Source organism: Peribacillus phoenicis, assembly GCF_047238085.1.
GTDB lineage: Bacteria > Bacillota > Bacilli > Bacillales > DSM-1321 > Peribacillus.
In genome coordinates, this window is record NZ_JBDFMF010000001.1 from 2,663,277 (window position 1) to 2,682,441 (window position 19,165).

Sequence of the window (19,165 nt, forward strand, 5' to 3'; positions counted from 1 at the left end):
AATTCCGTCTTCATGATACGCAAAAAAAAACGCTTGGTTTATCCGCCAAGCGTTTTCCTCTGCATGATCCTTTTTTGCTTAACTTTGAAGTCAGGGACTTCTCTTACATATTTTGCTTTCTGATTTCCTCTTGGATCTTTAGATCATTCAATTGATCTCCATCAATTGTTTTTGAATCCATTTTTCCTTTATCGGCTCCATCTGGGTTTAAATCACTTGCCCTTAAATTATTATTGCGAGATGCTTGCTCGTTCCATTTGGTCATCATGATCTCCTCCTCAGTCCTTATCCTTCCCAATCCTAATAATATTCATGAATACACCCCATCCTTTATTGCCAAGATACAAATGGAGGTGGTTTAATTGGAACCAAACAGACCCGGCAATAAGAATATTCCGGATTTTAAAGAGTTGAACGACCGTATCATCAGAGAAGCATCACAGAGTCCCCGTTTAGTGATTAAAACAAATTTGGATGCAAAGAATGTAAAAGATGAGAACCCTTATACCGATCGAATTAACAGTGAAGGATTTGCTGATTTTTTTGAGGAATAAAACAAAACCGGCTTGGCAGCCTCAACCAAATGGTTCGGCACCAGTTGATCTATAGTAATCATTTCAAGTTGAACACGCTGAATAGAGTCATGTTTAGAAAGCATCCTTATCACCTCAAGTTTTATTAATTCTATTTTTTAAGCAATAAAGACTTTAGGCGTAAGGGTTCTATCTAAAAGTTAAAACAAAGTTGATTGGAACGTAAGGTGCGAGACCCCTACGGGAAATGCGAGTCCAGGGGAGACCCCGCAGGCGCAAAGCCGCCGAGGAGGCTCCCGGACCGCCCGCGGTAAGCGAGTGCCCTACGTTCCAATCAACGTCCAAATTACAACAAACCCCTAATAAAAACTGTAGACAAACTGAAACCGGCTTAATAAGCCGGTTAATTTTAAAAATATTTTTTCTTCCAAAAAATGAATGCCGTCGTCCCCGCCAATGTGATGGCTATTAATAATGTAAAAATGAAAGCAAACCGATTATGTTCAAATGGCAGTTCCACATTCATTCCGTAGAAGCTTGCCACCATCGTCGGCAGCGTCAAAATAATGGTCACGGAGGTTAGAAACTTCATGGCATTATTGACATTATTGGAAATGATCGAAGCGAATGCATCCATCATACCGCTAAGAATGGATAGATACACTTCTGCCATTTCAATTGCCTGAGCATTTTCGATGATTACATCCTCAAGCAATTCTTTATCTTCTTCATACATTTTCAAATAATTAAAACGGAGGATCTTATCAAGTACTACGCGATTGGATTTTAATGATGTCGTAAAATAAACCAAGCTTTTTTCCAAAGCCAGGAAAGTGTATAATTCTTTATTTTTCATGGACTGATGCAATTCACGTTCCGCTTCATTAGTCATCTTGTTGATTTGTTTTAGGTAACGTAAATAATAGGATGAAATCTCAAATAGTAATTGTAAGGCAAACCTTGTTTTCTTATTGGTGAAAAATCCTTTTATCTTATTGTTTTTGAAATTCGCCAATATCGGTGTTTCTTTCAAAGATACCGTAATGAAACAGTCTTTGGTAAAAATCATCCCTATAGGTATTGTTTCAAAAATCGGTAAGTCGGCCTCATCCCTGGTCAAATATGGGAAGTCGACAATAATTAAAACATTATCATCCTCTTTTTCGATTCGAGGCCTTTCCTCATCATCCAACGGATCTTTCATGAAATTTATCGGTAACTTCAAAGTCGTACATATATAATCTATTTCAGCTTCTGTGGGCGCGACAATGTTCACCCAGGAACCTTTTGTCATTTCCTCGATCTTGTTTAGGTGTCGGTTTTCATCCGTCTTGTAGATTTCAATCATTTCTTGACCTCCTCTTCTATAGAGAAAGCCTTATTTACCTTCTTCGAGCAGATACTCAGGGAGAATAACAGTCTCGACTTCTAGCATCATATTGGCTTCCTCTTGCTTTCTGGGTTCAGGATCATAAGAACTGCTGCTCACTCGTATCCACTTCCTTTCGATTCTTTAATCTTAATCCTTATTCTTTTAAAGCACAATAACGAATTTAATACCTTGGTTCCCTGTTTTGAATTCGAAATTATCAGTTTTTATCGCTTGGAAAATTTAATAAAAACTACCACAAAAAAAACACTTGGGTTTCCCCAAGCGTCTGATAACGTTATCCATGCTTAGCATTATTATAATAGTGAACACCATACATGGCGCCTTCATCTACCATTTTATTGTCGTCATGATCATATGGATCAGGGTGACCTGCCTTTTCAATTACAGGATCCAGCTCTGAAGTCGTCCTATTCCAAAAGCCTACTGTTTTTGCTTTTGCATTTGACCATATGTCCTTCATTTTTCCTCTGTTCGTTTTATTCGATAAAAATGAGACTCCGGCAACTCCGACTCCTAGTAATACCACGTTTCTTCCTAATGCCATCATTACCTTCCCCCTTATTTATTGGCTTGATATATATATACCCAACGCCAATTAATGTAAACCTTTATTTATATGGAGGAATTTGATAAAAGAAATTAGGTTTCATTATTTCATTATTATATGGCTGATGAAAAACGTGGGTTGTGGCTGGAGATACCGGCGGAATTAACCAGGTCCAGTCCCCAGTAACTTTCCGGTTACAAGTGGTTTCTTTTTCTTCGAATTTCTTGAATTGTTTAGCTGCTGTATGGTGATCAACAATGCTGACTCCGTGTTTTTTATACGAATGAAGGACTGCTTCATTCAGTTCGATAAGAGCTCGATCTTTCCATAAACTTGAATCACGTTTAATATCCAAGCCCATCCTCTCCCCAATTGCCGGCAGCATATTGTAGCGTTCTTCATCAGCAAGGTTCCTGGCACCGATTTCCGTTCCCATGTACCACCCATTAAATGGTGCAGCTGAATACGTGATTCCGCCAATTTCCAGCCTCATGCCAGATATGATCGGAACTGCATACCATTTGATTTGAAGATCTTTGAACCATGTCAGTTCAGGGTGGGTGATTTGAACTTCTTTAACGAGGCTCTCAGGTATTTCATGTAAACTAGGGGTTTTTCCGTCCAATTGGACTACTAGGGGTAAAATATCGAAACGCCCGAATTTCCCTTCCCATCCCAATGCCATACATTGCTTGGTGAATGCTATTGAACTTGAATCGCCGATTACGCCATGCTCCGTCTCATATCCTGCATATCGAATAAGCTGATGATTCCAAATATCCACTTTTTGATCATGATCTTTTTGTTTGAAAATTGTAATCACAGGCCTGATGCTCCCATTATTCGTTGCATATTCGATATGCTCATAGAGAGCCGATACAATTTCTTCTTCGCTTTGAATCATCCTTTTATCAATCACCCTCAGCGACTCCCAAAAAAAGCGCCCTATGCAACGATTGCTATTACGCCAAGCTAATTTAGCACCATAAACCAATTCTTCATATGTATGTTCATATCTGCCTGTTTCATCTATTTCCTTTTTGATTTGTTCAATCCTGCCATCTATGTCCTCTTCCGTTTTCGATAATTCCAGATAACTTGTCCTGATAAAGGATACGGCCTCTTGCAGTAAATCACTCATCTTTCCCACGAACCCTTCCATTTGTAAAACTTTGACTTCAATATTAAAATAACATATTTTTCACGGTATCCCTAAAGAACACATTTTTTAAAAGCGCATTTTTTTAAAAAATGTGGCAATTACGAGGCGAATTTCTTTTCATGATACTTAAAGTAAGCACATAAATTTCTTATACTTTAATATCCTCTAGTAACTAAATAATTATCGGTAAAGTTGTTACATATGAGGTAAATGCATTATAATATATTAATAATGAGGTGATAAGATGAATAATACGACACTTTGTCCACGATTTGAAAAAGGAATGCAAATCTTGAGTAAACGCTGGACTGGATTGATTGTCAATCAATTACTTAATGGCCCTCAACGGTTTTGTAATATTGAATCTGCATTCCCGATAAGCGGCAGGATTCTTTCCGAACGTTTAAAGGACTTGGAAATTGAAGGTATTGTTAAAAGGGACGTATATCCAGAGACACCGGTCAGGATTGAATATTCTTTAACTGAAAAAGGCAAGGCTCTTGCACCGGTAATGAACGAAATTCAAAATTGGGCACAAGAATGGCTCGAACCAATACAAGAACAATGATACCGGCATTAACTGAAAAAGAGGAAGGTCCGCCAGCTGGCGGACTTTCCTCTTTTTTGTTTAAGCGCCAGCGACTAGTGGTATATTTTTTACAGATAGAATAACACTAGGTTTATTCCAAATTTATGGGCGGTGAATTCATGAAACAAGCAGATTGCATTATTATTGGTGGAGGTATAGCCGGTATTCAGGCAGCTATACAGCTCGGAAGGTATAAACATGATATTATCGTCATTGATTCTGCTCAAGGCCGCTCTTCCATTGCCAAGGCTTATCATAACATTCTTGGATGGCCGGATGGGGTAAGCGGTAAACAATTAAGGACGCTTGGCAGACAGCACGCTGAAAAATTCGGTGTCGAATTCTTGGATGATACTGTGACATCTCTTGAAAAAAAACAGGACAAGTTTTTTATCCAAACAAAGAATGACAGGGAATATCAAGCAAAAATGATTTTTCTCGGTACCGGCATTACCGATAACATTCCTCCAATCAAAAACATCTATCCAACTCTTGGGACATCCACATATATATGCCCTGACTGTGATGGGTATGAGATCATGGATAAGCAAACCGTTGTTCTTGGAGGCGGAAATACGGGTGCGGGCATGGCCCTTACACTTTTATATTGGTCAAAAAATATCATTTACGTAAATCATTTGAAATCAAAAATTGATGATGATTATAAGGAAAAATTGAAGGGAAATCAGATACCCGTAATCGAAGAAGAAGTTTGTGAGGTTCATGTCGACGACAAACAGCAGCTAACGGGCATACAATTAGTCTCAGGTAAAATAATCGAGGCTGAAAAAGCATTCACGGCGTTTAAAGGGAACAAACTAAATAATGACCTAGCCCTACAATTAGGTGTGCAAGTCAATGAAAACAATCATGTCGTGATTCATCCCCGGACTAAAGAAACGAATATTAAAGGAGTCTGGGCAGGCGGTGACCTCGTTGCCCATTCCGAACAAGTCACCATTTCGATGGGGGATGGCACCCAAGCAGCGATATGGATTCATAAGAGGTTGTTAGGCCAGCCACTTCCTTACGATTGACAACTTAATGGAAATGTAAAAGGCGGCCTGTTCACCAGGCCGCCTTTTACATTGGTATTTATAAGCTTTTCCACGTCAGCCATTCAATACACATCTACATTCGATTCCTTCCCTTAAAAACTTTAACCAAAATGAGAATGACCGCGATGATAAGCAAGATATGTATAAAGCCTGCAGCCACTTTAAAGACTAAACCAAGAACCCATAATAATATTATTACACCAATAATCGTCCAAATCATGATACTCCCCCATTCTTTAAGGATTTTTATTAATAAGAAGTTACATCAAAATATTTGCTTACATTTAAATTACCCATATCTTTCTTTAACAAACCCTTACCTATTTTTTTACATAAAACTGTAAATGCTGTAAATGATAATAAAGAAATAAGGAATCTTCCATAAAGAAAAACATTTTACAAGGAAGAGACTTTAAGGTTTTAAATGTTCTACAATTCTTCATAAGGCAAAAAAACAAAAGAAGGAGTCGTTCATTCATGAAAAAGTTTTTAGTCATCTGTTTAACAGCCTGTTCCCTATTCTTATTCAACCTCAACCACCCAGCTGCAGAGGAAAATAAAGCAAAAACGGAACGTGTACAATTCACTGATGCTCAAAAATCTGAAATCGCCAAGATCCAAAAGCAGATACTCGCTGACAAAAAGATATTGATCCAAAAATATGTCGAGTATGGAGCGCTTTCAAAAGAAGAAGCCGATAAAATGGTTTCAAATTTTGAAAAACATTATAAAATGATGGAAGAACATAATTTCCAAATACCGCCGCACCGCCCACATACACGACACATGCATAAGTAGTTGTGAGTTTTTTCCTATATAACCTGATGATCCGACCTGATGAAAAGGCCGGATTTTTTTCATTTCTTTCGTCCTTGATAAATAAACCTTACGCGTTTACCATTTACTAAAGGAATTATATTTCTCTTTAGCGAAATACATAACTATGAGAAATGAAAGGGTGAAAAGGATGAACAAAATAGGTATAACAGCAAGAGACTTATTTCACTTAAAATCAGTGACCGATCCAAAGCTATCACCGGATGGCAGTATGGCGGTTTATGTCCAAACCAGAATCGATGAAAAAACGGAAAAATACATTTCCAATCTGTTTATGTTCAGCCTGATTACGAATGAAACAAAGCAATGGACGTTTGGGAATAATCGTGATACATCACCATCATGGTCCCCCGACGGCAAGCATATTGCCTTTATATCAGACAGATCAGGGAAAAAACAAGTCCACATCATTGGGAGCATTGGTGGGGAAGCTCGCCAGTTGACCCATTTCGTTAACGGCGCTTCAAAACCTATTTGGTCTCCTTGTTCCACCAAGTTGCTGCTTTCTACCGGGTTAAAGGAGGACGAAAACCTTAATACGGTTAAGGAAAATGATTTGACCAAAGAAGTTAATAGGTATGACCGGATTAAGTATAAATGGGATGGAAGAGGCTATTTTGATCAGTTATATCAGCAGCTGGTTATAGTGGACATTTTTAAGGGAGAATCCACATTGCTAACGGAAAACAATGTGGATCATCAACCGAATGCATGGTCACCAGACGGACAGCATATTGCATTCATAAGCGAGGATGCAGAAAGAAGTGATGATGAACTTTTTTCCGATATTTTCATAATGGACCTTGAAACGAAATCTTTAGAGAAGATAACGGATAGTACAGGTTTCTTTAGAGATCCGAAATGGTCTCCAAATGGCGAATATCTATCTTTCATTGGCCATAATAAAGAATTTGCCGGTGCCACCTTTTCAAATATCTGGTTATATTCCATTTTCGATCAAACGACTCAGTGTTTGACCGATGGATGGGACGTCCAAATAGGCGATTCCGCAATTGGAGATTTCCAAATCGGAGCCGTAGACCCAGGTATTTTGTGGACAAACGATAGCCAAGGTTTTTACTTTTTAATAAGTGATTACGGAAATACTGGAGTATATTATGGTTCGATTGAAGGAGCCATGTATCCATCAATCCTTGACCCGCAGCATATATACGGCCTGACTATAGATCCCGAAAGCCACCGTGCTGTCGTGGCCATCAGTACACCTGTTCATCCCGGCGATCTCTTTGCTTATAACCTTACCAATGGCGATAAGGAACAAATCAGTTTTGTTAATGAGGATTTTTTGAAGGATAAACATTTGTCCACGGCTGAACCAATTACATTCCAGTCCGTTGATGGACTTACCATCCACGGCTGGATCATGAGACCGACCGATTTTGATGGCAATCAAAAATATCCGCTCATTTTAGAAATCCACGGCGGTCCGCATATGATGTATGCCAATACCTATGTTCATGAATTCCAGACCTTGGCTAATGAAGGCTATACTGTATTGTTCACTAACCCGCGCGGGAGTGTAGGGTATGGCCAAGACTTCGTAAATGCCTGCCGGGGCGATTATGGAGGCATGGATTATAAAGACTTAATGGCTGGAGTTGATCACGTTTTAGCTACGTATGATTTTATAGACCATGAAGATTTAGGGGTATCCGGAGGAAGTTATGGAGGGTTCATGACAAATTGGATCATCGGACATACCAACCGCTTCAAGGCCGCTGTCACTCAGCGTTGCATTAGTAACTGGCTAAGTTTTTATGGGGTCAGCGACATCGGCTATTATTTTACAGAGTGGGAAGTTGGCGGCGATATCGTTAACTCTGCTGAAAAATTATGGCAGCACTCTCCATTAAAATATGTTTCCGATGTGAATACCCCTTTACTTTTACTTCACGGTGATAAGGACTTCCGCTGTCCCATTGAACAGAGCGAACAATTTTTTGTCGCCTTAAAACGTCAAAATAAAGAAGCGGTACTTGTTTCCTTCCCAGATGAAACTCATGAAGTATCCCGAAGCGGATCTCCAAAAATGCGCTTGCAACATGTTGAGGAAATCAAAGAATGGTTTAATAAATATCTTTAAAAATAAAAACTCTGTTAGCAAAAGCTAACAGAGTTTTTATTTTTAGTGTTGAATTTGGTCTCTGTCTTCGGAAATTGAACTTAATGCATTTCCCGCCATTGAATTTGTCTGTTGGTGTACAGCAAGATCACCTAATGCCACGACTCCGACCAGCTTGTCATTCTCAATGATAGGGAGCCTTCTGATTTGTTCGGTAGCCATTAACTCCTCAGCTTCTTCCACTGACATATCAGGCGTGCCTGTTACAAGATTGGTGGAAATGACATCGGTAATTCTAGTCGAATTCGGCTTTTTCTCGGCAACACAGCGAATGACGATATCCCTGTCTGTAATAACACCAATTAAATGGTTATTCTCCAATACAGGAATGACACCAACATCATCATTCTTCATTTTGACTGCTGCTTCATATATATTATCTTCCGCAGTGCAACAGTCCACGTCTGTTGTCATGATATCTCTTAATTTAGTCACGGAAATCCCTCCATTTTTCATAAGTTGCTTGTTTATTTTTGACTTCTGAAGAGAAATTATTCATGAAACTCGTTCACGCTTCATTCCACATATTTCCCGTGATCCGGTTTAGCTAATGAATCGAATTCCTTTGCAAGCTTCGCTAAACCCATTTCCAGTTCTTTCCCTTCAACAGGATAACCATGTCCCGTTATGGCAACAGTCGGCTTTAGACTTTCCAATAACCTTACCGATTCTTTGGCAGCCTCCCAATCGGTTGTCAAATACCGCGGTGGGCCTGCTATTTCTTTCTCCTGAGTGATAACCTTGTATAGGGAATCTTGCCTGACATTCACAAAAGCATCTCCAGCAATCAAACTTCGGTCACCTTCACGGAAAAGTGAAATATGTCCTTTCGAATGGCCAGGGGTGTGAACCCATTTCCAATCGTGAAGCCCGGGAACACTATGATCATCAGGCAATGGCTGAACTTTTTCATCAAGGTTGATTCCCTCATTCGGAAATACCCATGAAATTTTAGCGACCATTCCCCCTTCAACGGTAGGATCAGGTTCGGGGTAATTTTCCTGTCCCGTTAAATAAGGCATTTCTTTAATGTGGGCATAGACAGGAGCATCCCAATACTCCATTAACTCAATCAGTGCACCAACATGATCGAAATGTCCATGTGTCAAAATAATCGCGGCAGGTGGATTTTGCGGTCCGTATATTTCTTCAGCAGTTTTCTTTATTACCTCTGCTGAACGCGGCATCCCAGCATCTATCAATACCCATTTATCATCTTTGGGTGACCCTATAAAAATTACATTAACGATTTGGACGGACAGACAATATATATCCTCATTTATAATCTGTACATCTCCACTGGAAACTGAAGTCATTGGCATGAATTTTTCATTCAAATGATTATCATCCATTTATAATCCTCCTAATTTGAACATACTGTTTTTTAAAGGATACCCTGTACGAGAAAATAAAAAACAACCTATAATTTATATAGGCTGTTTCAGATGGTAAGAAAGATTCGAAAGCGAGTTTGCCTACAGTTCTTTAAAAAAGTTGCAGTTGATTCCAGCCGGACTTTTTTCGTCAGTCACGGCACTTTTTTCGACCGTCCACGCAGGTATTCGACCTTCATCGCACTTTATTCGACCGTCCACGCAAGTTATTCGACCTTCCCTGCACTTTATTCGACCGTCCACGAATTTTTTCGACCTTCACTTCATTATTCGGGCTCCGAACCCCATTTTGTCGCCAAACTGAGCCATCTTTTATAATCATGTTCGGGGTGCAACACTCCCGAACCATTTATGTCAACAAACTGAAACTACCTATAATTTATTAGGCTGTTTCTCAGTATACATCCCGCCGGGTAAATACTGTAAAAGATACGATTAAAGCAAGCGCCCACCAAACGAGCAGAGTAATGACGGAGGATAATAAAGTCATCCCTTCAATCGGTGGAGCCGTCCCGCTAATGTAAGCGGTCAATTTCAAATTCACCATAAAGAAATATTTCGCTGATTCCCATGATGAAACCATATTGTTCAATATAGCCCCGGAAATCAATGCAGCCAGCATGATGCCCATGCCTGCAGGGGTGCTTCTCACTAAAACCGAAAGCATGAAAGAAAGGGTACCTACAACAACCGCCACCAGCCAGACAAGTCCCAAATCCATCAATAGGAATTTCCATTGTTCCACTAACCTTACTTGACTGACATCCACGTCTGACCCATTCAATTCGAATCCGGTTATTACAGGGGCCCCCCATCCTTGATATCCGAAAACGACACCTGATAATAGGTAAGATAATAAGGCTGTCATCGCCACGATAATCGAAACCGATAATAATAATGTTACATATTTGCTCAATAAGATTTTCCAGCGCTCCACTGGCCTGGTCAACAAAAGCTTGATCGTCCCTTGACTGCTTTCGGAGGAAACCATATCACTAGCCACAATCATGATCAACAGCGGAATGAACAAATCGATTGCATTTTCCAAAAACATGCGTGTAAAGGTGGCTGCGCCTGGTTCTGAGGGATTGATATCATGATCTAGATAATATTGCTGCTGCTTCAGACTTACTTGCAGCTGTTCACGCCACTCATCGAGCATCCTATTCGAGCCCAATCGATTTTGAGTATCAATGATTTGCTGCTGAAGAGCTGCACGCCAATCATCAGTTCCCAACTTCTCCCGCTGCTCTTCCACTTGTTTGTATTGGGCATATGTAAACATCAGCACTAAAATTCCCACGATGATACCGATTATGATTAACCGTTTCTTTGCCAACAACTTCATCATTTCATTTTGAATCAAGTTATTCAATGCCTGCACCTCCGACACTGGTAACTTGCAAAAACAATTCTTCCAATCCCGGGAGCTTACGATTCATTTCATGGACCCTCACCCCTGCTTGGTTAAGTGCAGCATTCCATTCGGGTGTTTTTAGTTCATCATAGGCTGTAATGATATATTTTTGATCTATGGTAATTTCGGTGAAGCCGCTAAGAATTTCCGCTCCCTTTTGTATAGGTTCCACCCGCCAAAATATCCGCTCCTGAGTGGATAATAAGCTTTCCACCGTATCCGTTTTGATAATTTCCCCCCCTTTAATAATTGCGACCCGGTCACAAAGTTGCTGTATTTCACCTAGTAAGTGTGAAGAAACCAGAACGCTCATACCTTCTTCTTCAGCCAACTTTCTGATGAATTGCCGCATTTCACGGATTCCGGCAGGATCTAGACCATTGGTCGGTTCATCCAAAATCAAGAGCTTGGGACTGTTCAGCATTGCCTGCGCGATTCCTAAGCGCTGCCTCATACCTAACGAATAGGTCTTCACTTTATCGTGAATTCTAGCTTGCAGACCGACGAGTTCAACAACCTCGTTCATTCTTGTTTCATCAACTTCAGGTAACATTCTTGCAAAGTGGAGCAAATTATCCCATCCGCTTAAAAAAGGATACAACTCTGGATTTTCAACGATGCAGCCCATTTGCTTCATAGCCTTCGTAAATTCCTGACGAACATCATACCCGCATATATGGATGGAACCCGAAGTTGGCTTAATCAAACCGACCAACATGCGGATCGTCGTCGTCTTTCCTGCTCCATTCGGTCCTAAAAAGCCGAAAACCTCCCCTTCATTCAGTTCAAAATCAATTCCTTTAATAATTTCCCTTTTGCCAATCCTTTTTCTCAAGTCCCTGACAGACAATGTCACCTGTTTCATCGTTCCACATCCTCCCATTTTATTAAAGGAGCAACTCTATCAGCAATTAAACGATATCCCTTCTTATTAGGGTGAAATTTATCCGAATACAAATACTCATTTACCGACAATTGAAATAAATCAAAAGTTGGAACGAAAATTGCATTTTGATAAAGAGCCACGACTTCCGCCGTTTCATTATTCCAGTCCCGTACGATGCGGTTCGTATCAAAGTCTTCATCCAAATCTATAAACGGATTATACAGCCCAAGCAATAAAATGGTAGCTGTATCATTGACTTTATTGATATCTTTAAAAATTTCATGTAAATTTCCCAAGAAATTCTTTTGTGATACAGATATAGCTTCACGATCATATTCAAGCAGGGTCTGGCCTTTTTGAAATAAATCGTTACCCCCGATTGTAACTAAAATAACATCAGCTGCCTGGATTTGGCGCTTCACTTCCGGTTGTTTCACTTGCTGCACCAATTCTTTAGACACTTGTCCATTAATTCCGAGGTTATGAATGATTGGTTTTCTATTGTACTCACTCTTCAAATCTTCAACAACAAGTCCAACGTAGCCTTTCCCTGTTTCATCACCTGTGCCACGTGTCAATGAATCGCCTAATGCCACTACCGTAAAATCATCAGGAAGATCATTTTTAATGGGGGTTTCTTCAATTACTTCTCTATCGGAAGTTCCTTTTCCGTAATGGTCAGTAATCGCCCATCCAAGGCAAAATAAAAAAAACAGGCCGGTAAGAGCCGATACGATGGTAGCAGCCAACACTTTTGGTTTGCTCAAAACAATCACCCTTCCATTCATTCTCTACCTTCCATTAAATCATATTATTTCCAAAAACAAAAAACTGATTGTTCTGGTTATAAATCCCAATTTTTAAAAGCATCTCCTTTTTAAAATTACCAATAAAAAAAGGCGGAAAGGGATTACAAAAGGGGTTCTATCATACCCTAAAAAACTTTTAATCGAGTTTGTATACAGTCTGAGGGATTCAATGAATACCATTCGGCTTTTATAGAATGTTCAAGCTGCTTGATCATTTAGCAGGCCTCTCAAACTTGTAGAGAGACAAGTAAAAAAGACCTCTTCACCATGAAAGGGTAAGAGGTCTCTCGTTATATTTTCCATCATTTACCTATTGTGCGTATGGGTTTTCCCATTACTTTTAATTTAATATCTAACCTCATGAGCCATATTGTAAGCAGCATCCCGATCAGCGTGAGTAAACCATAAAATAAATAGACAGCATATATTCCTGATTTATCCAAGATTATCCCGCCGCTGAAGGTACTGAACCAGTTACCCAATCCATTGCCAATGGCGGAATAAAGCGTTATTGCTGTTACTGTTATTCGTGCAGGGACAACTTCCCTGATATATTGTAAAGCTGCTGGAATGAATAAGCCAAGTGAAAACCCTTGAATGATCGAAGTCACATATACGGTAGCCAAACTTGGTTCGGTGAAGTACAAAACCCAGCGGACCAATGAGGCCGTTCCAGCCAATAAGGTAATTGGCAGCAGGCCTATTTTATGGATCCAGGTACCTGCGATTCTCATAAAGGGGATTTCCGATAATACAGCTAAAAGGAACGCAATGCCAATTCCTGTATATGTCCCACCCCTTGCCTCTACAAATAAACCATAGTATACATTATTTGCAAGATTAGGACCAAATAGCAGGAACGTTATGGCAAGAAAGATAAGAAATCGTTTCATGGTGATCAATTCTTTCATTCCACCGAAAAGCTTCACCTTTTCCCCAGGTGGCTCTTCAGGCAAACGAAGAGCAAGACTAGCCGCAATCAAAAGACCGAAGAAAAAGGCATAAAATATCACTGATGGACCCATGAAGGATTCAGATAACCTTCCCATTACAAAAACAGCCACACCGTAACCAAGTGATCCGAATAAACGGATTTTCCCATAATTCGTTTTGATTTTTGTTGTATATTGAAGGGTGATGCTATCTGAAACCGGTATTATCGCACTTTGAAAGATAGCTAAAGCGATTGCGACGGATACTATAAGTAAATAGTGCTCGAACAGTAAGTAGCCTAAACCGAATACACCAGCAAGCAACGATGTCATTGCCAGTATTTTTGCTGGTCTCCCGCTCCAATCACAGACAATTCCCCAAAAAGGTTGAAAAACGATCATCACTATCGGTCCAACAGACATGATCGTACCTATTTCAATACCGGACAAACCAGCCTCATTGGCCAAATAAACGCTTAATAGCGGTGTTAAACTTCCTACTGCAAAAAAAGAAAATAAGTAAAATACCTTCAAGCTAATAATATTGACATGCTTTTGTTTATCCAAATCCAGTTCCCCCACGCAGACAGCTTCTAAAAAGTTGTTGATTTAATTCATTGCTTCCTAGTATGGATATTAAATAGGGAGCACGATATTAAAGACTGTACCTTTATTGACCTCGCTCTCGACAAAGACATTTCCCAAATGGCTTTCTATGATTTTAAAGCTGATCATGAGACCTAACCCATTACCAGTTTTTTTCGTTGTGAAAAATGGTTCTCCCAGTCTCTTAAGCTGCTCTGGCGGCATCCCAATTCCTGTGTCGGTAATGGATATATGCACTTTATCATCTTTAAGTTCAGTCATGACTTTTATGAACCCACCGTCAGGCATAGCTTCCATAGCATTTTTAATGAAGTTCAATATGACTTGTTTTAATCGATTCTCATCACAACGAACGAGGATCTCTTCTTCATTGCAATCCGAAATTATCGTGATGTTCTTCTTCCTGGCTTCAAAATCCGTCAAAGATACGACGTTTTGAATGATCGGCACAAGATTCTTCGATTCCAATATCAAGGCCTGTGGTTTGGCCAATTGCAAGAACTCTTCAACTATCTCATTCACACGATTGATTTCGTCCATGATTATTTCCAGATATTCTTGTTTATTTTCGTCCGTTTCATCTAATTGCAAAAATTCCGTATACCCTTTCATGGAGGTCAGTGGATTCCGTATTTCATGTGCCACTCCAGCAGCAAGCTGACCGACAGCGGCTAATTTATCCTGCCGATTGAGCATCTCTTCCGATTGTTTACGCTCAGTTATGTCATATCTAATTGTTAAATACTGAAATGGCTTTCCTTCTTCGCTGAAAAATGGAACAATTGTTGTATCGACCCAATAAAAACTGCCGTCTTTCGCCTTGTTTCTAATTTCACCTTTCCAAACTTTGCGTTCACCGACGGTCTTCCACATATTTTCAAAGAATTCATTTGAGTGGTATCCAGAATTAACTATCTTATGGGTCTGGCCTATTAATTCACCTCTCCCATAACCAGAAACCTCCGAGAACTTTTCATTCACTTCGATAATGACTCCTTTATCATCAGTAATCGCCACAATCAAGGATTGGTTGATTGCATAATGCATATCTTCAAGTTCCTTAATTGACTCCTTTAAAGCATTTTCTGCTTTTTTACGACTGGAAATATCCGAACGGATGGAAATATATTGATATGGTTTACCCTTTTTCATAAATGGAACGATAGTTGTATCCACCCAATAAACATTACCATCTTTAGCCCGATTGCATATTTCACCATGCCATGTTTTCCCTTGGCTGATCGTTAGCCATAAGTCAGTGAAAAATTCTTTTGGATGATAACCAGAATTGATGATGGAATGATTTTTCCCTATTAGTTCATGTTTTTCATATTGTGATATTTCCAGGAATTTTTCGTTAACATATGTAATGATTCCTTTTGCATCCGTGATGGCAACGATCGCCGATTGATCTAAAGCATAACGGATATCGCTCACAGTATTGTCGCTTTTTGCCAACCGCCGGCCTACGATCGTACTTGAAGCGATCAAGCTGGCAAGGATGAATAATGAAACGAAGCATGTAAGATAAAGCATAAATGGGGTGAGTGGAACAAATTCACCCGTTTCATTTTTCGCGTTCATCGGTAACACTCTTACAAAAAGATAATAGCCTTCAATGATTGCCCCGCTCATCATGAGAGTACTGACTGGTTTTAGCGAGGATTGACTTAATTTATTAAAATAAAATAATATTGCAAGTGCTGCTACAAATAAAATAAAGATACTGAAAAGCGTACTGAAGACCGACAATGGACTAAAGTGCAAAGATTGGTTTAATGAGGATGTTCCCATTATATAATTAGATAATATGGCCATCGTAAACATGAAGCCGCAAAAAACGATTTGCAGGACTTGTGTTTTATACGAAATGGCTAATAACCCAGCCCCTGCGAGAGCAATCGCTAATGCTAAAGAAAAAATTATTGTAAAAAAGTTGTATGCTGCCATTCCTGAATTATCGAGGGTGAATATGACCACAAAATTAAGCGTCCAAATAGCCACACCCATAGAGCAGCTGCTCCCTATATACACAAGGCGTTTATATCGCTTTATCGTCAGTAATGTTGTCAATAAATCCAACGCCGTATAACAAGCCATTATTATCAAAAGTACTGCAATCATAAAGAGAAAAGGATTTGATGCTACAATTGATTGTTCCATTTTTTTACTTGATCACCTCAAACGTTCTATTCTCCTATATTGTAATGGAAATTCATAGTACCACAAAGGTTTTTTATTCCCTTACCCCTATATATTTACACATTGATTCTTTCGGTGCACCCCACATCTCAATAAAATGCAGGTTTCTTTCATAAAATCAATAAAATTAGAAATACTATTGTTTTGTAAGGAGTAGAATAGGAATACATGGTATTGACAAGCATTTTCAACCCTGCTTCATCATTGCAGGACATTATCAATAACAAAAATAATTATTCGGGAATATATTAATCAAGAATGTTAATTTCTTTATTTAATTATACCTATAGGTTTATAATTAAATAGAACCTATATAGAGAGAAGGAGTGGGGGGCATGATTATGTCAGACCTGGCAGGTGCAAGTACAACAGAAATTATGCAAAAGAAGACCCAGCATAAAAAATTAACACTGAGACAAATTTTACAGAGAGGTCTACTAATTACAATCGGTGCGGTTTTGATGGCTGTCGGCCTCGAGATTTTTTTAGTGCCGAATAACGTAATCGACGGGGGCATAACGGGTATATCGATTATGTTATCTTACATTACTGGATGGAAGCTTGGAATCTTTCTTTTCATTTTGAATCTTCCTTTCTTTTTTATCGGTTATAAACAAATCGGGAAAACCTTCGCATTATCTACCCTTTATGGAATTTTAGTCCTTTCCATTACCACTACATTGCTTCATCATGTACCAGCTTTCACTCAAGATATCCTCCTAGCGTCCGCTTTCGGCGGAATGATTCTTGGCATTGGTGTTGGAATGGTCATTCGATATGGCGGCTCATTGGATGGTACAGAAATACTTGCCATACTCGCGAGCAAGAAGCTCCCTTTTTCCGTTGGGGAGATCGTCATGTTTTTTAATTTATTCATCCTTGGCAGTGCGGGCTTCGTATTCTCGTGGGATCGTGCCATGTATTCGATCATAGCTTACTTCGTAGCATATAAAACGATGGATATCGTCATCGCAGGTTTGGACGAATCCAAATTTGTTTGGATTATCAGTGATGAATTTAATGATATCGGTGATGCCATAATGAATCGCCTTGGACGGGGCGTAACCTTTTTAGCTGGTGAAGGTGCTTATTCTGGTGATGATAAAAAAGTCATCTTTTGTGTAATAAACAGACTTGAGGAAGCTAAACTTAAAGAGATAGTCAAAAGTTTCGATCCATCTGCATTTCTTGCCGTTGGGGATATCGCGGAAGTTCGAGGCGGTCGATTCAAGAAAAAAGATATCCACTAATCATTCACCTGCTTTTTGCTTGATCCATTTGGCAAAAAGATAAAAAAAGCTGAAGGGAGAATCCCCTTCAGCTTTTTTTATGACCTTAATAGTTTCTTGGATTGTTGATTGCTTGAAGCATTCTGGTGCCGGGTTTCATCTCGCTGCTACATAACGGACAAACGTGTTCATCATTACTTGTAAAGTTATCGCGAATCCAACCTTTGCAATCTTCTGATGTACATTCCCACACCTTTGTTTCTTCAGGAATGATTTCTTCCGTATTATTTCTTCTATACATGTATCTCACTCCTTAGAATTGAATTGACTCCGTCCTGCATAACAGATCACAAGCCATAAAGATAAAAGAAGAATAGATGGCGTTTAATCTAAATTGTGAGTAAATACCCATTCGCAAATCTAAGTATGATCATTGTTCTTTCAACCAAACTTTTTGAATGGTAAGAACTTGAGATTACGACATGAATTTTTCATATCTCAGTAACCATTATATCATATATATGCTTTATATATTTGAGGAAAGATTCTAAAAAAGAAAGTAGTCCCCAAATGAAACACAGTCCCTGACTTACCCTTCAAGATAATCGAGACTGCGCTGTTTAAGAATCCATTCCATATGGTTCTTCCTGCTCGTTTGATGGAACATCGAGCATGAGAGTAATTTTTAATGCCAAAACCTAAAACAATGAAAGCCCTGCCTCTCTCCCATCCATACGGTTCCTAGACCGTGCCTGCGAGAATCAGATAAAAGCTTGTAAGTACATGTTTATTAATTAAAACCGTCCGTAATTCCAATTGGGTAGATTAAATTCCAAAAGACAAATGGTACATAGAAGTAAGTTAATGAAGAACAGAAATGGATCGAGGAAAATACTTGGTGATTACATGTATTTCTTTTTTCTAGATATGTTTAACTTGATTCTACTTCATCATGAAAATGATGAAAAATTATTTTATTAATAAAAATGTTACTTTAAATTACCCTCCAGTGCTTTCTTTTCATAACACTGAAATTTAATAATACCACACATATTTTTATATGTAAAGCATTAATCCAGAATAAAACCACTCCGCCCTACTTCATTTTAAAATAAAAAATAAAGAGGCTAAGATTCACCTCTTTTATTTAAACGCATTATACTCATTTTCAATTTTAGGAAGTTCCCTGACTTCCTCAACTAATTGACTTCCACACATTGGGCAATCATAGTTTTCCGAGGCAAAGTCTTTTCTCATCCAACCATTACAATCTGCTGATCCGCACGCATATACTATCGTATCTTCCATAACGATTTCTGGTTCCTCTGAATTCTTTTTACCAAAATACATGAGCAACCTCCTCTTTTTTATATAAAGACTCTGATTAAAGGCGCGAAATTTCACCTTTTTATCATTCCTAGTATACGC

At 39.0% G+C, this 19,165-nt stretch carries 20 protein-coding genes; 6 read left to right on the forward strand and 14 right to left on the reverse strand.

Going from position 1 to position 19,165, the window contains the following annotated elements; genetic code table 11:
• Positions 1 to 103 precede the first annotated feature (103 nt).
• Positions 104 to 268 carry a hypothetical protein gene (locus ABC374_RS13005; protein ID WP_156324953.1) on the reverse strand — a complete coding sequence of 55 codons (165 nt, stop codon included), beginning with the start codon at positions 266 to 268 and terminating at the stop codon, positions 104 to 106.
• Positions 269 to 362: 94 nt separating this feature from the next.
• Between ABC374_RS13005 and ABC374_RS13010 the strand changes: the two genes are divergently transcribed.
• Entirely contained in the window at positions 363 to 554 is a 192-nt protein-coding gene (locus ABC374_RS13010; protein ID WP_350299024.1) for a hypothetical protein, read from the forward strand.
• A gap of 388 nt (positions 555 to 942) precedes the next feature.
• On the opposite strand, the gene ABC374_RS13015 is transcribed toward ABC374_RS13010, so the two are convergent.
• The 3 genes from ABC374_RS13015 to ABC374_RS13025 form a co-directional block, all read right to left on the reverse strand.
• Positions 943 to 1,881, reverse strand: a complete 939-nt coding sequence (locus tag ABC374_RS13015) for a magnesium transporter CorA family protein (protein WP_413018206.1) — start codon at positions 1,879 to 1,881, stop codon at positions 943 to 945.
• 319 nt (positions 1,882 to 2,200) lie between these two features.
• A complete protein-coding gene (locus tag ABC374_RS13020) occupies positions 2,201 to 2,473 on the reverse strand; it encodes a hypothetical protein (protein WP_413018208.1) in 273 nt (90 codons plus the stop codon).
• A 61-nt stretch (positions 2,474 to 2,534) separates the two neighbouring features.
• Complete coding sequence (locus ABC374_RS13025) at positions 2,535 to 3,614, reverse strand: nitric oxide synthase oxygenase (protein WP_350299027.1); 1,080 nt, start codon at positions 3,612 to 3,614, stop codon at positions 2,535 to 2,537.
• A 265-nt stretch (positions 3,615 to 3,879) separates the two neighbouring features.
• Here ABC374_RS13025 and catR point away from each other — a divergent pair, with 265 nt between their 5' ends.
• Positions 3,880 to 4,203: a catDE operon transcriptional regulator CatR gene (gene catR / locus ABC374_RS13030; protein WP_101225109.1), complete on the forward strand. Its 324-nt coding sequence runs from the start codon at positions 3,880 to 3,882 to the stop codon at positions 4,201 to 4,203.
• 140 nt (positions 4,204 to 4,343) lie between these two features.
• Positions 4,344 to 5,261: an NAD(P)/FAD-dependent oxidoreductase gene (locus ABC374_RS13035; protein ID WP_413018211.1), complete on the forward strand. Its 918-nt coding sequence runs from the start codon at positions 4,344 to 4,346 to the stop codon at positions 5,259 to 5,261.
• A 94-nt stretch (positions 5,262 to 5,355) separates the two neighbouring features.
• Here the strand turns inward: ABC374_RS13035 and ABC374_RS13040 are convergent, their stop codons facing one another.
• Positions 5,356 to 5,502, reverse strand: coding sequence for a lmo0937 family membrane protein (locus tag ABC374_RS13040; protein ID WP_106027466.1), 147 nt, complete (start codon positions 5,500 to 5,502; stop codon positions 5,356 to 5,358).
• Between the two features lie 257 nt (positions 5,503 to 5,759).
• Here ABC374_RS13040 and ABC374_RS13045 point away from each other — a divergent pair, with 257 nt between their 5' ends.
• Positions 5,760 to 6,080, forward strand: a complete 321-nt coding sequence (locus ABC374_RS13045) for a YckD family protein (protein ID WP_413018213.1) — start codon at positions 5,760 to 5,762, stop codon at positions 6,078 to 6,080.
• A 169-nt stretch (positions 6,081 to 6,249) separates the two neighbouring features.
• Positions 6,250 to 8,223, forward strand: coding sequence for a S9 family peptidase (locus ABC374_RS13050; RefSeq protein WP_413018215.1), 1,974 nt, complete (start codon positions 6,250 to 6,252; stop codon positions 8,221 to 8,223).
• A 42-nt stretch (positions 8,224 to 8,265) separates the two neighbouring features.
• On the opposite strand, the gene ABC374_RS13055 is transcribed toward ABC374_RS13050, so the two are convergent.
• From ABC374_RS13055 to ABC374_RS13085, 7 genes are all read right to left on the reverse strand, one after another.
• A complete protein-coding gene (locus ABC374_RS13055) occupies positions 8,266 to 8,697 on the reverse strand; it encodes a CBS domain-containing protein (RefSeq protein WP_350299031.1) in 432 nt (143 codons plus the stop codon).
• Between the two features lie 80 nt (positions 8,698 to 8,777).
• Positions 8,778 to 9,614 (reverse strand): MBL fold metallo-hydrolase, encoded by an 837-nt coding sequence (locus tag ABC374_RS13060; protein ID WP_413018218.1) that lies wholly within the window; start codon positions 9,612 to 9,614, stop codon positions 8,778 to 8,780.
• Between the two features lie 436 nt (positions 9,615 to 10,050).
• Positions 10,051 to 11,031: an ABC transporter permease gene (locus ABC374_RS13065; RefSeq protein ID WP_413018220.1), complete on the reverse strand. Its 981-nt coding sequence runs from the start codon at positions 11,029 to 11,031 to the stop codon at positions 10,051 to 10,053.
• The gene (locus tag ABC374_RS13070) at positions 11,024 to 11,938 is read right to left on the reverse strand and encodes an ABC transporter ATP-binding protein (protein ID WP_413018222.1); all 915 of its coding nucleotides are present in this window, start codon (positions 11,936 to 11,938) and stop codon (positions 11,024 to 11,026) included. The genes ABC374_RS13065 and ABC374_RS13070 overlap by 8 nt, the downstream gene beginning before the upstream one ends.
• Positions 11,935 to 12,726 (reverse strand): SGNH/GDSL hydrolase family protein, encoded by a 792-nt coding sequence (locus ABC374_RS13075; protein WP_350299036.1) that lies wholly within the window; start codon positions 12,724 to 12,726, stop codon positions 11,935 to 11,937. The genes ABC374_RS13070 and ABC374_RS13075 overlap by 4 nt, the downstream gene beginning before the upstream one ends.
• Positions 12,727 to 13,070: 344 nt before the next feature.
• A complete protein-coding gene (locus ABC374_RS13080; RefSeq protein WP_413018225.1) occupies positions 13,071 to 14,267 on the reverse strand; it encodes an MFS transporter in 1,197 nt (398 codons plus the stop codon).
• Between the two features lie 69 nt (positions 14,268 to 14,336).
• Entirely contained in the window at positions 14,337 to 16,469 is a 2,133-nt protein-coding gene (locus tag ABC374_RS13085) for a PAS domain S-box protein (RefSeq protein WP_413018227.1), read from the reverse strand.
• A gap of 374 nt (positions 16,470 to 16,843) precedes the next feature.
• Here ABC374_RS13085 and ABC374_RS13090 point away from each other — a divergent pair, with 374 nt between their 5' ends.
• Positions 16,844 to 17,758 (forward strand): YitT family protein, encoded by a 915-nt coding sequence (locus tag ABC374_RS13090; RefSeq protein ID WP_260320902.1) that lies wholly within the window; start codon positions 16,844 to 16,846, stop codon positions 17,756 to 17,758.
• Positions 17,759 to 17,843: 85 nt separating this feature from the next.
• Here ABC374_RS13090 and ABC374_RS13095 read toward each other — a convergent pair whose 3' ends face one another.
• Both ABC374_RS13095 and ABC374_RS13100 read right to left on the reverse strand, forming a co-directional pair.
• Positions 17,844 to 18,038, reverse strand: a complete 195-nt coding sequence (locus tag ABC374_RS13095; RefSeq protein WP_034307294.1) for a cold-shock protein — start codon at positions 18,036 to 18,038, stop codon at positions 17,844 to 17,846.
• Between the two features lie 842 nt (positions 18,039 to 18,880).
• Positions 18,881 to 19,087, reverse strand: coding sequence for a cold-inducible protein YdjO-related protein (locus tag ABC374_RS13100; RefSeq protein WP_061463486.1), 207 nt, complete (start codon positions 19,085 to 19,087; stop codon positions 18,881 to 18,883).
• Positions 19,088 to 19,165: the final 78 nt, after the last annotated feature.

What these genes read in the sequence shown, in the direction of transcription:
- ABC374_RS13095 (WP_034307294.1), bottom strand. Translation starts at nt 18,038, where the DNA reads ATGTATAGAAGAAATAATACGGAAGAAATCATTCCTGAAGAAACAAAG.
- ABC374_RS13015 (WP_413018206.1), bottom strand. Translation starts at nt 1,881, where the DNA reads ATGATTGAAATCTACAAGACGGATGAAAACCGACACCTAAACAAGATC.
- ABC374_RS13005 (WP_156324953.1), bottom strand. Translation starts at nt 268, where the DNA reads ATGATGACCAAATGGAACGAGCAAGCATCTCGCAATAATAATTTAAGG.
- ABC374_RS13090 (WP_260320902.1), top strand. Translation starts at nt 16,844, where the DNA reads ATGATTATGTCAGACCTGGCAGGTGCAAGTACAACAGAAATTATGCAA.
- ABC374_RS13035 (WP_413018211.1), top strand. Translation starts at nt 4,344, where the DNA reads ATGAAACAAGCAGATTGCATTATTATTGGTGGAGGTATAGCCGGTATT.
- ABC374_RS13070 (WP_413018222.1), bottom strand. Translation starts at nt 11,938, where the DNA reads ATGAAACAGGTGACATTGTCTGTCAGGGACTTGAGAAAAAGGATTGGC.
- ABC374_RS13100 (WP_061463486.1), bottom strand. Translation starts at nt 19,087, where the DNA reads ATGTATTTTGGTAAAAAGAATTCAGAGGAACCAGAAATCGTTATGGAA.
- catR (WP_101225109.1), top strand. Translation starts at nt 3,880, where the DNA reads ATGAATAATACGACACTTTGTCCACGATTTGAAAAAGGAATGCAAATC.
- ABC374_RS13040 (WP_106027466.1), bottom strand. Translation starts at nt 5,502, where the DNA reads ATGATTTGGACGATTATTGGTGTAATAATATTATTATGGGTTCTTGGT.
- ABC374_RS13045 (WP_413018213.1), top strand. Translation starts at nt 5,760, where the DNA reads ATGAAAAAGTTTTTAGTCATCTGTTTAACAGCCTGTTCCCTATTCTTA.
- ABC374_RS13020 (WP_413018208.1), bottom strand. Translation starts at nt 2,473, where the DNA reads ATGATGGCATTAGGAAGAAACGTGGTATTACTAGGAGTCGGAGTTGCC.
- ABC374_RS13085 (WP_413018227.1), bottom strand. Translation starts at nt 16,469, where the DNA reads ATGGAACAATCAATTGTAGCATCAAATCCTTTTCTCTTTATGATTGCA.
- ABC374_RS13050 (WP_413018215.1), top strand. Translation starts at nt 6,250, where the DNA reads ATGAACAAAATAGGTATAACAGCAAGAGACTTATTTCACTTAAAATCA.
- ABC374_RS13025 (WP_350299027.1), bottom strand. Translation starts at nt 3,614, where the DNA reads ATGAGTGATTTACTGCAAGAGGCCGTATCCTTTATCAGGACAAGTTAT.
- ABC374_RS13060 (WP_413018218.1), bottom strand. Translation starts at nt 9,614, where the DNA reads ATGGATGATAATCATTTGAATGAAAAATTCATGCCAATGACTTCAGTT.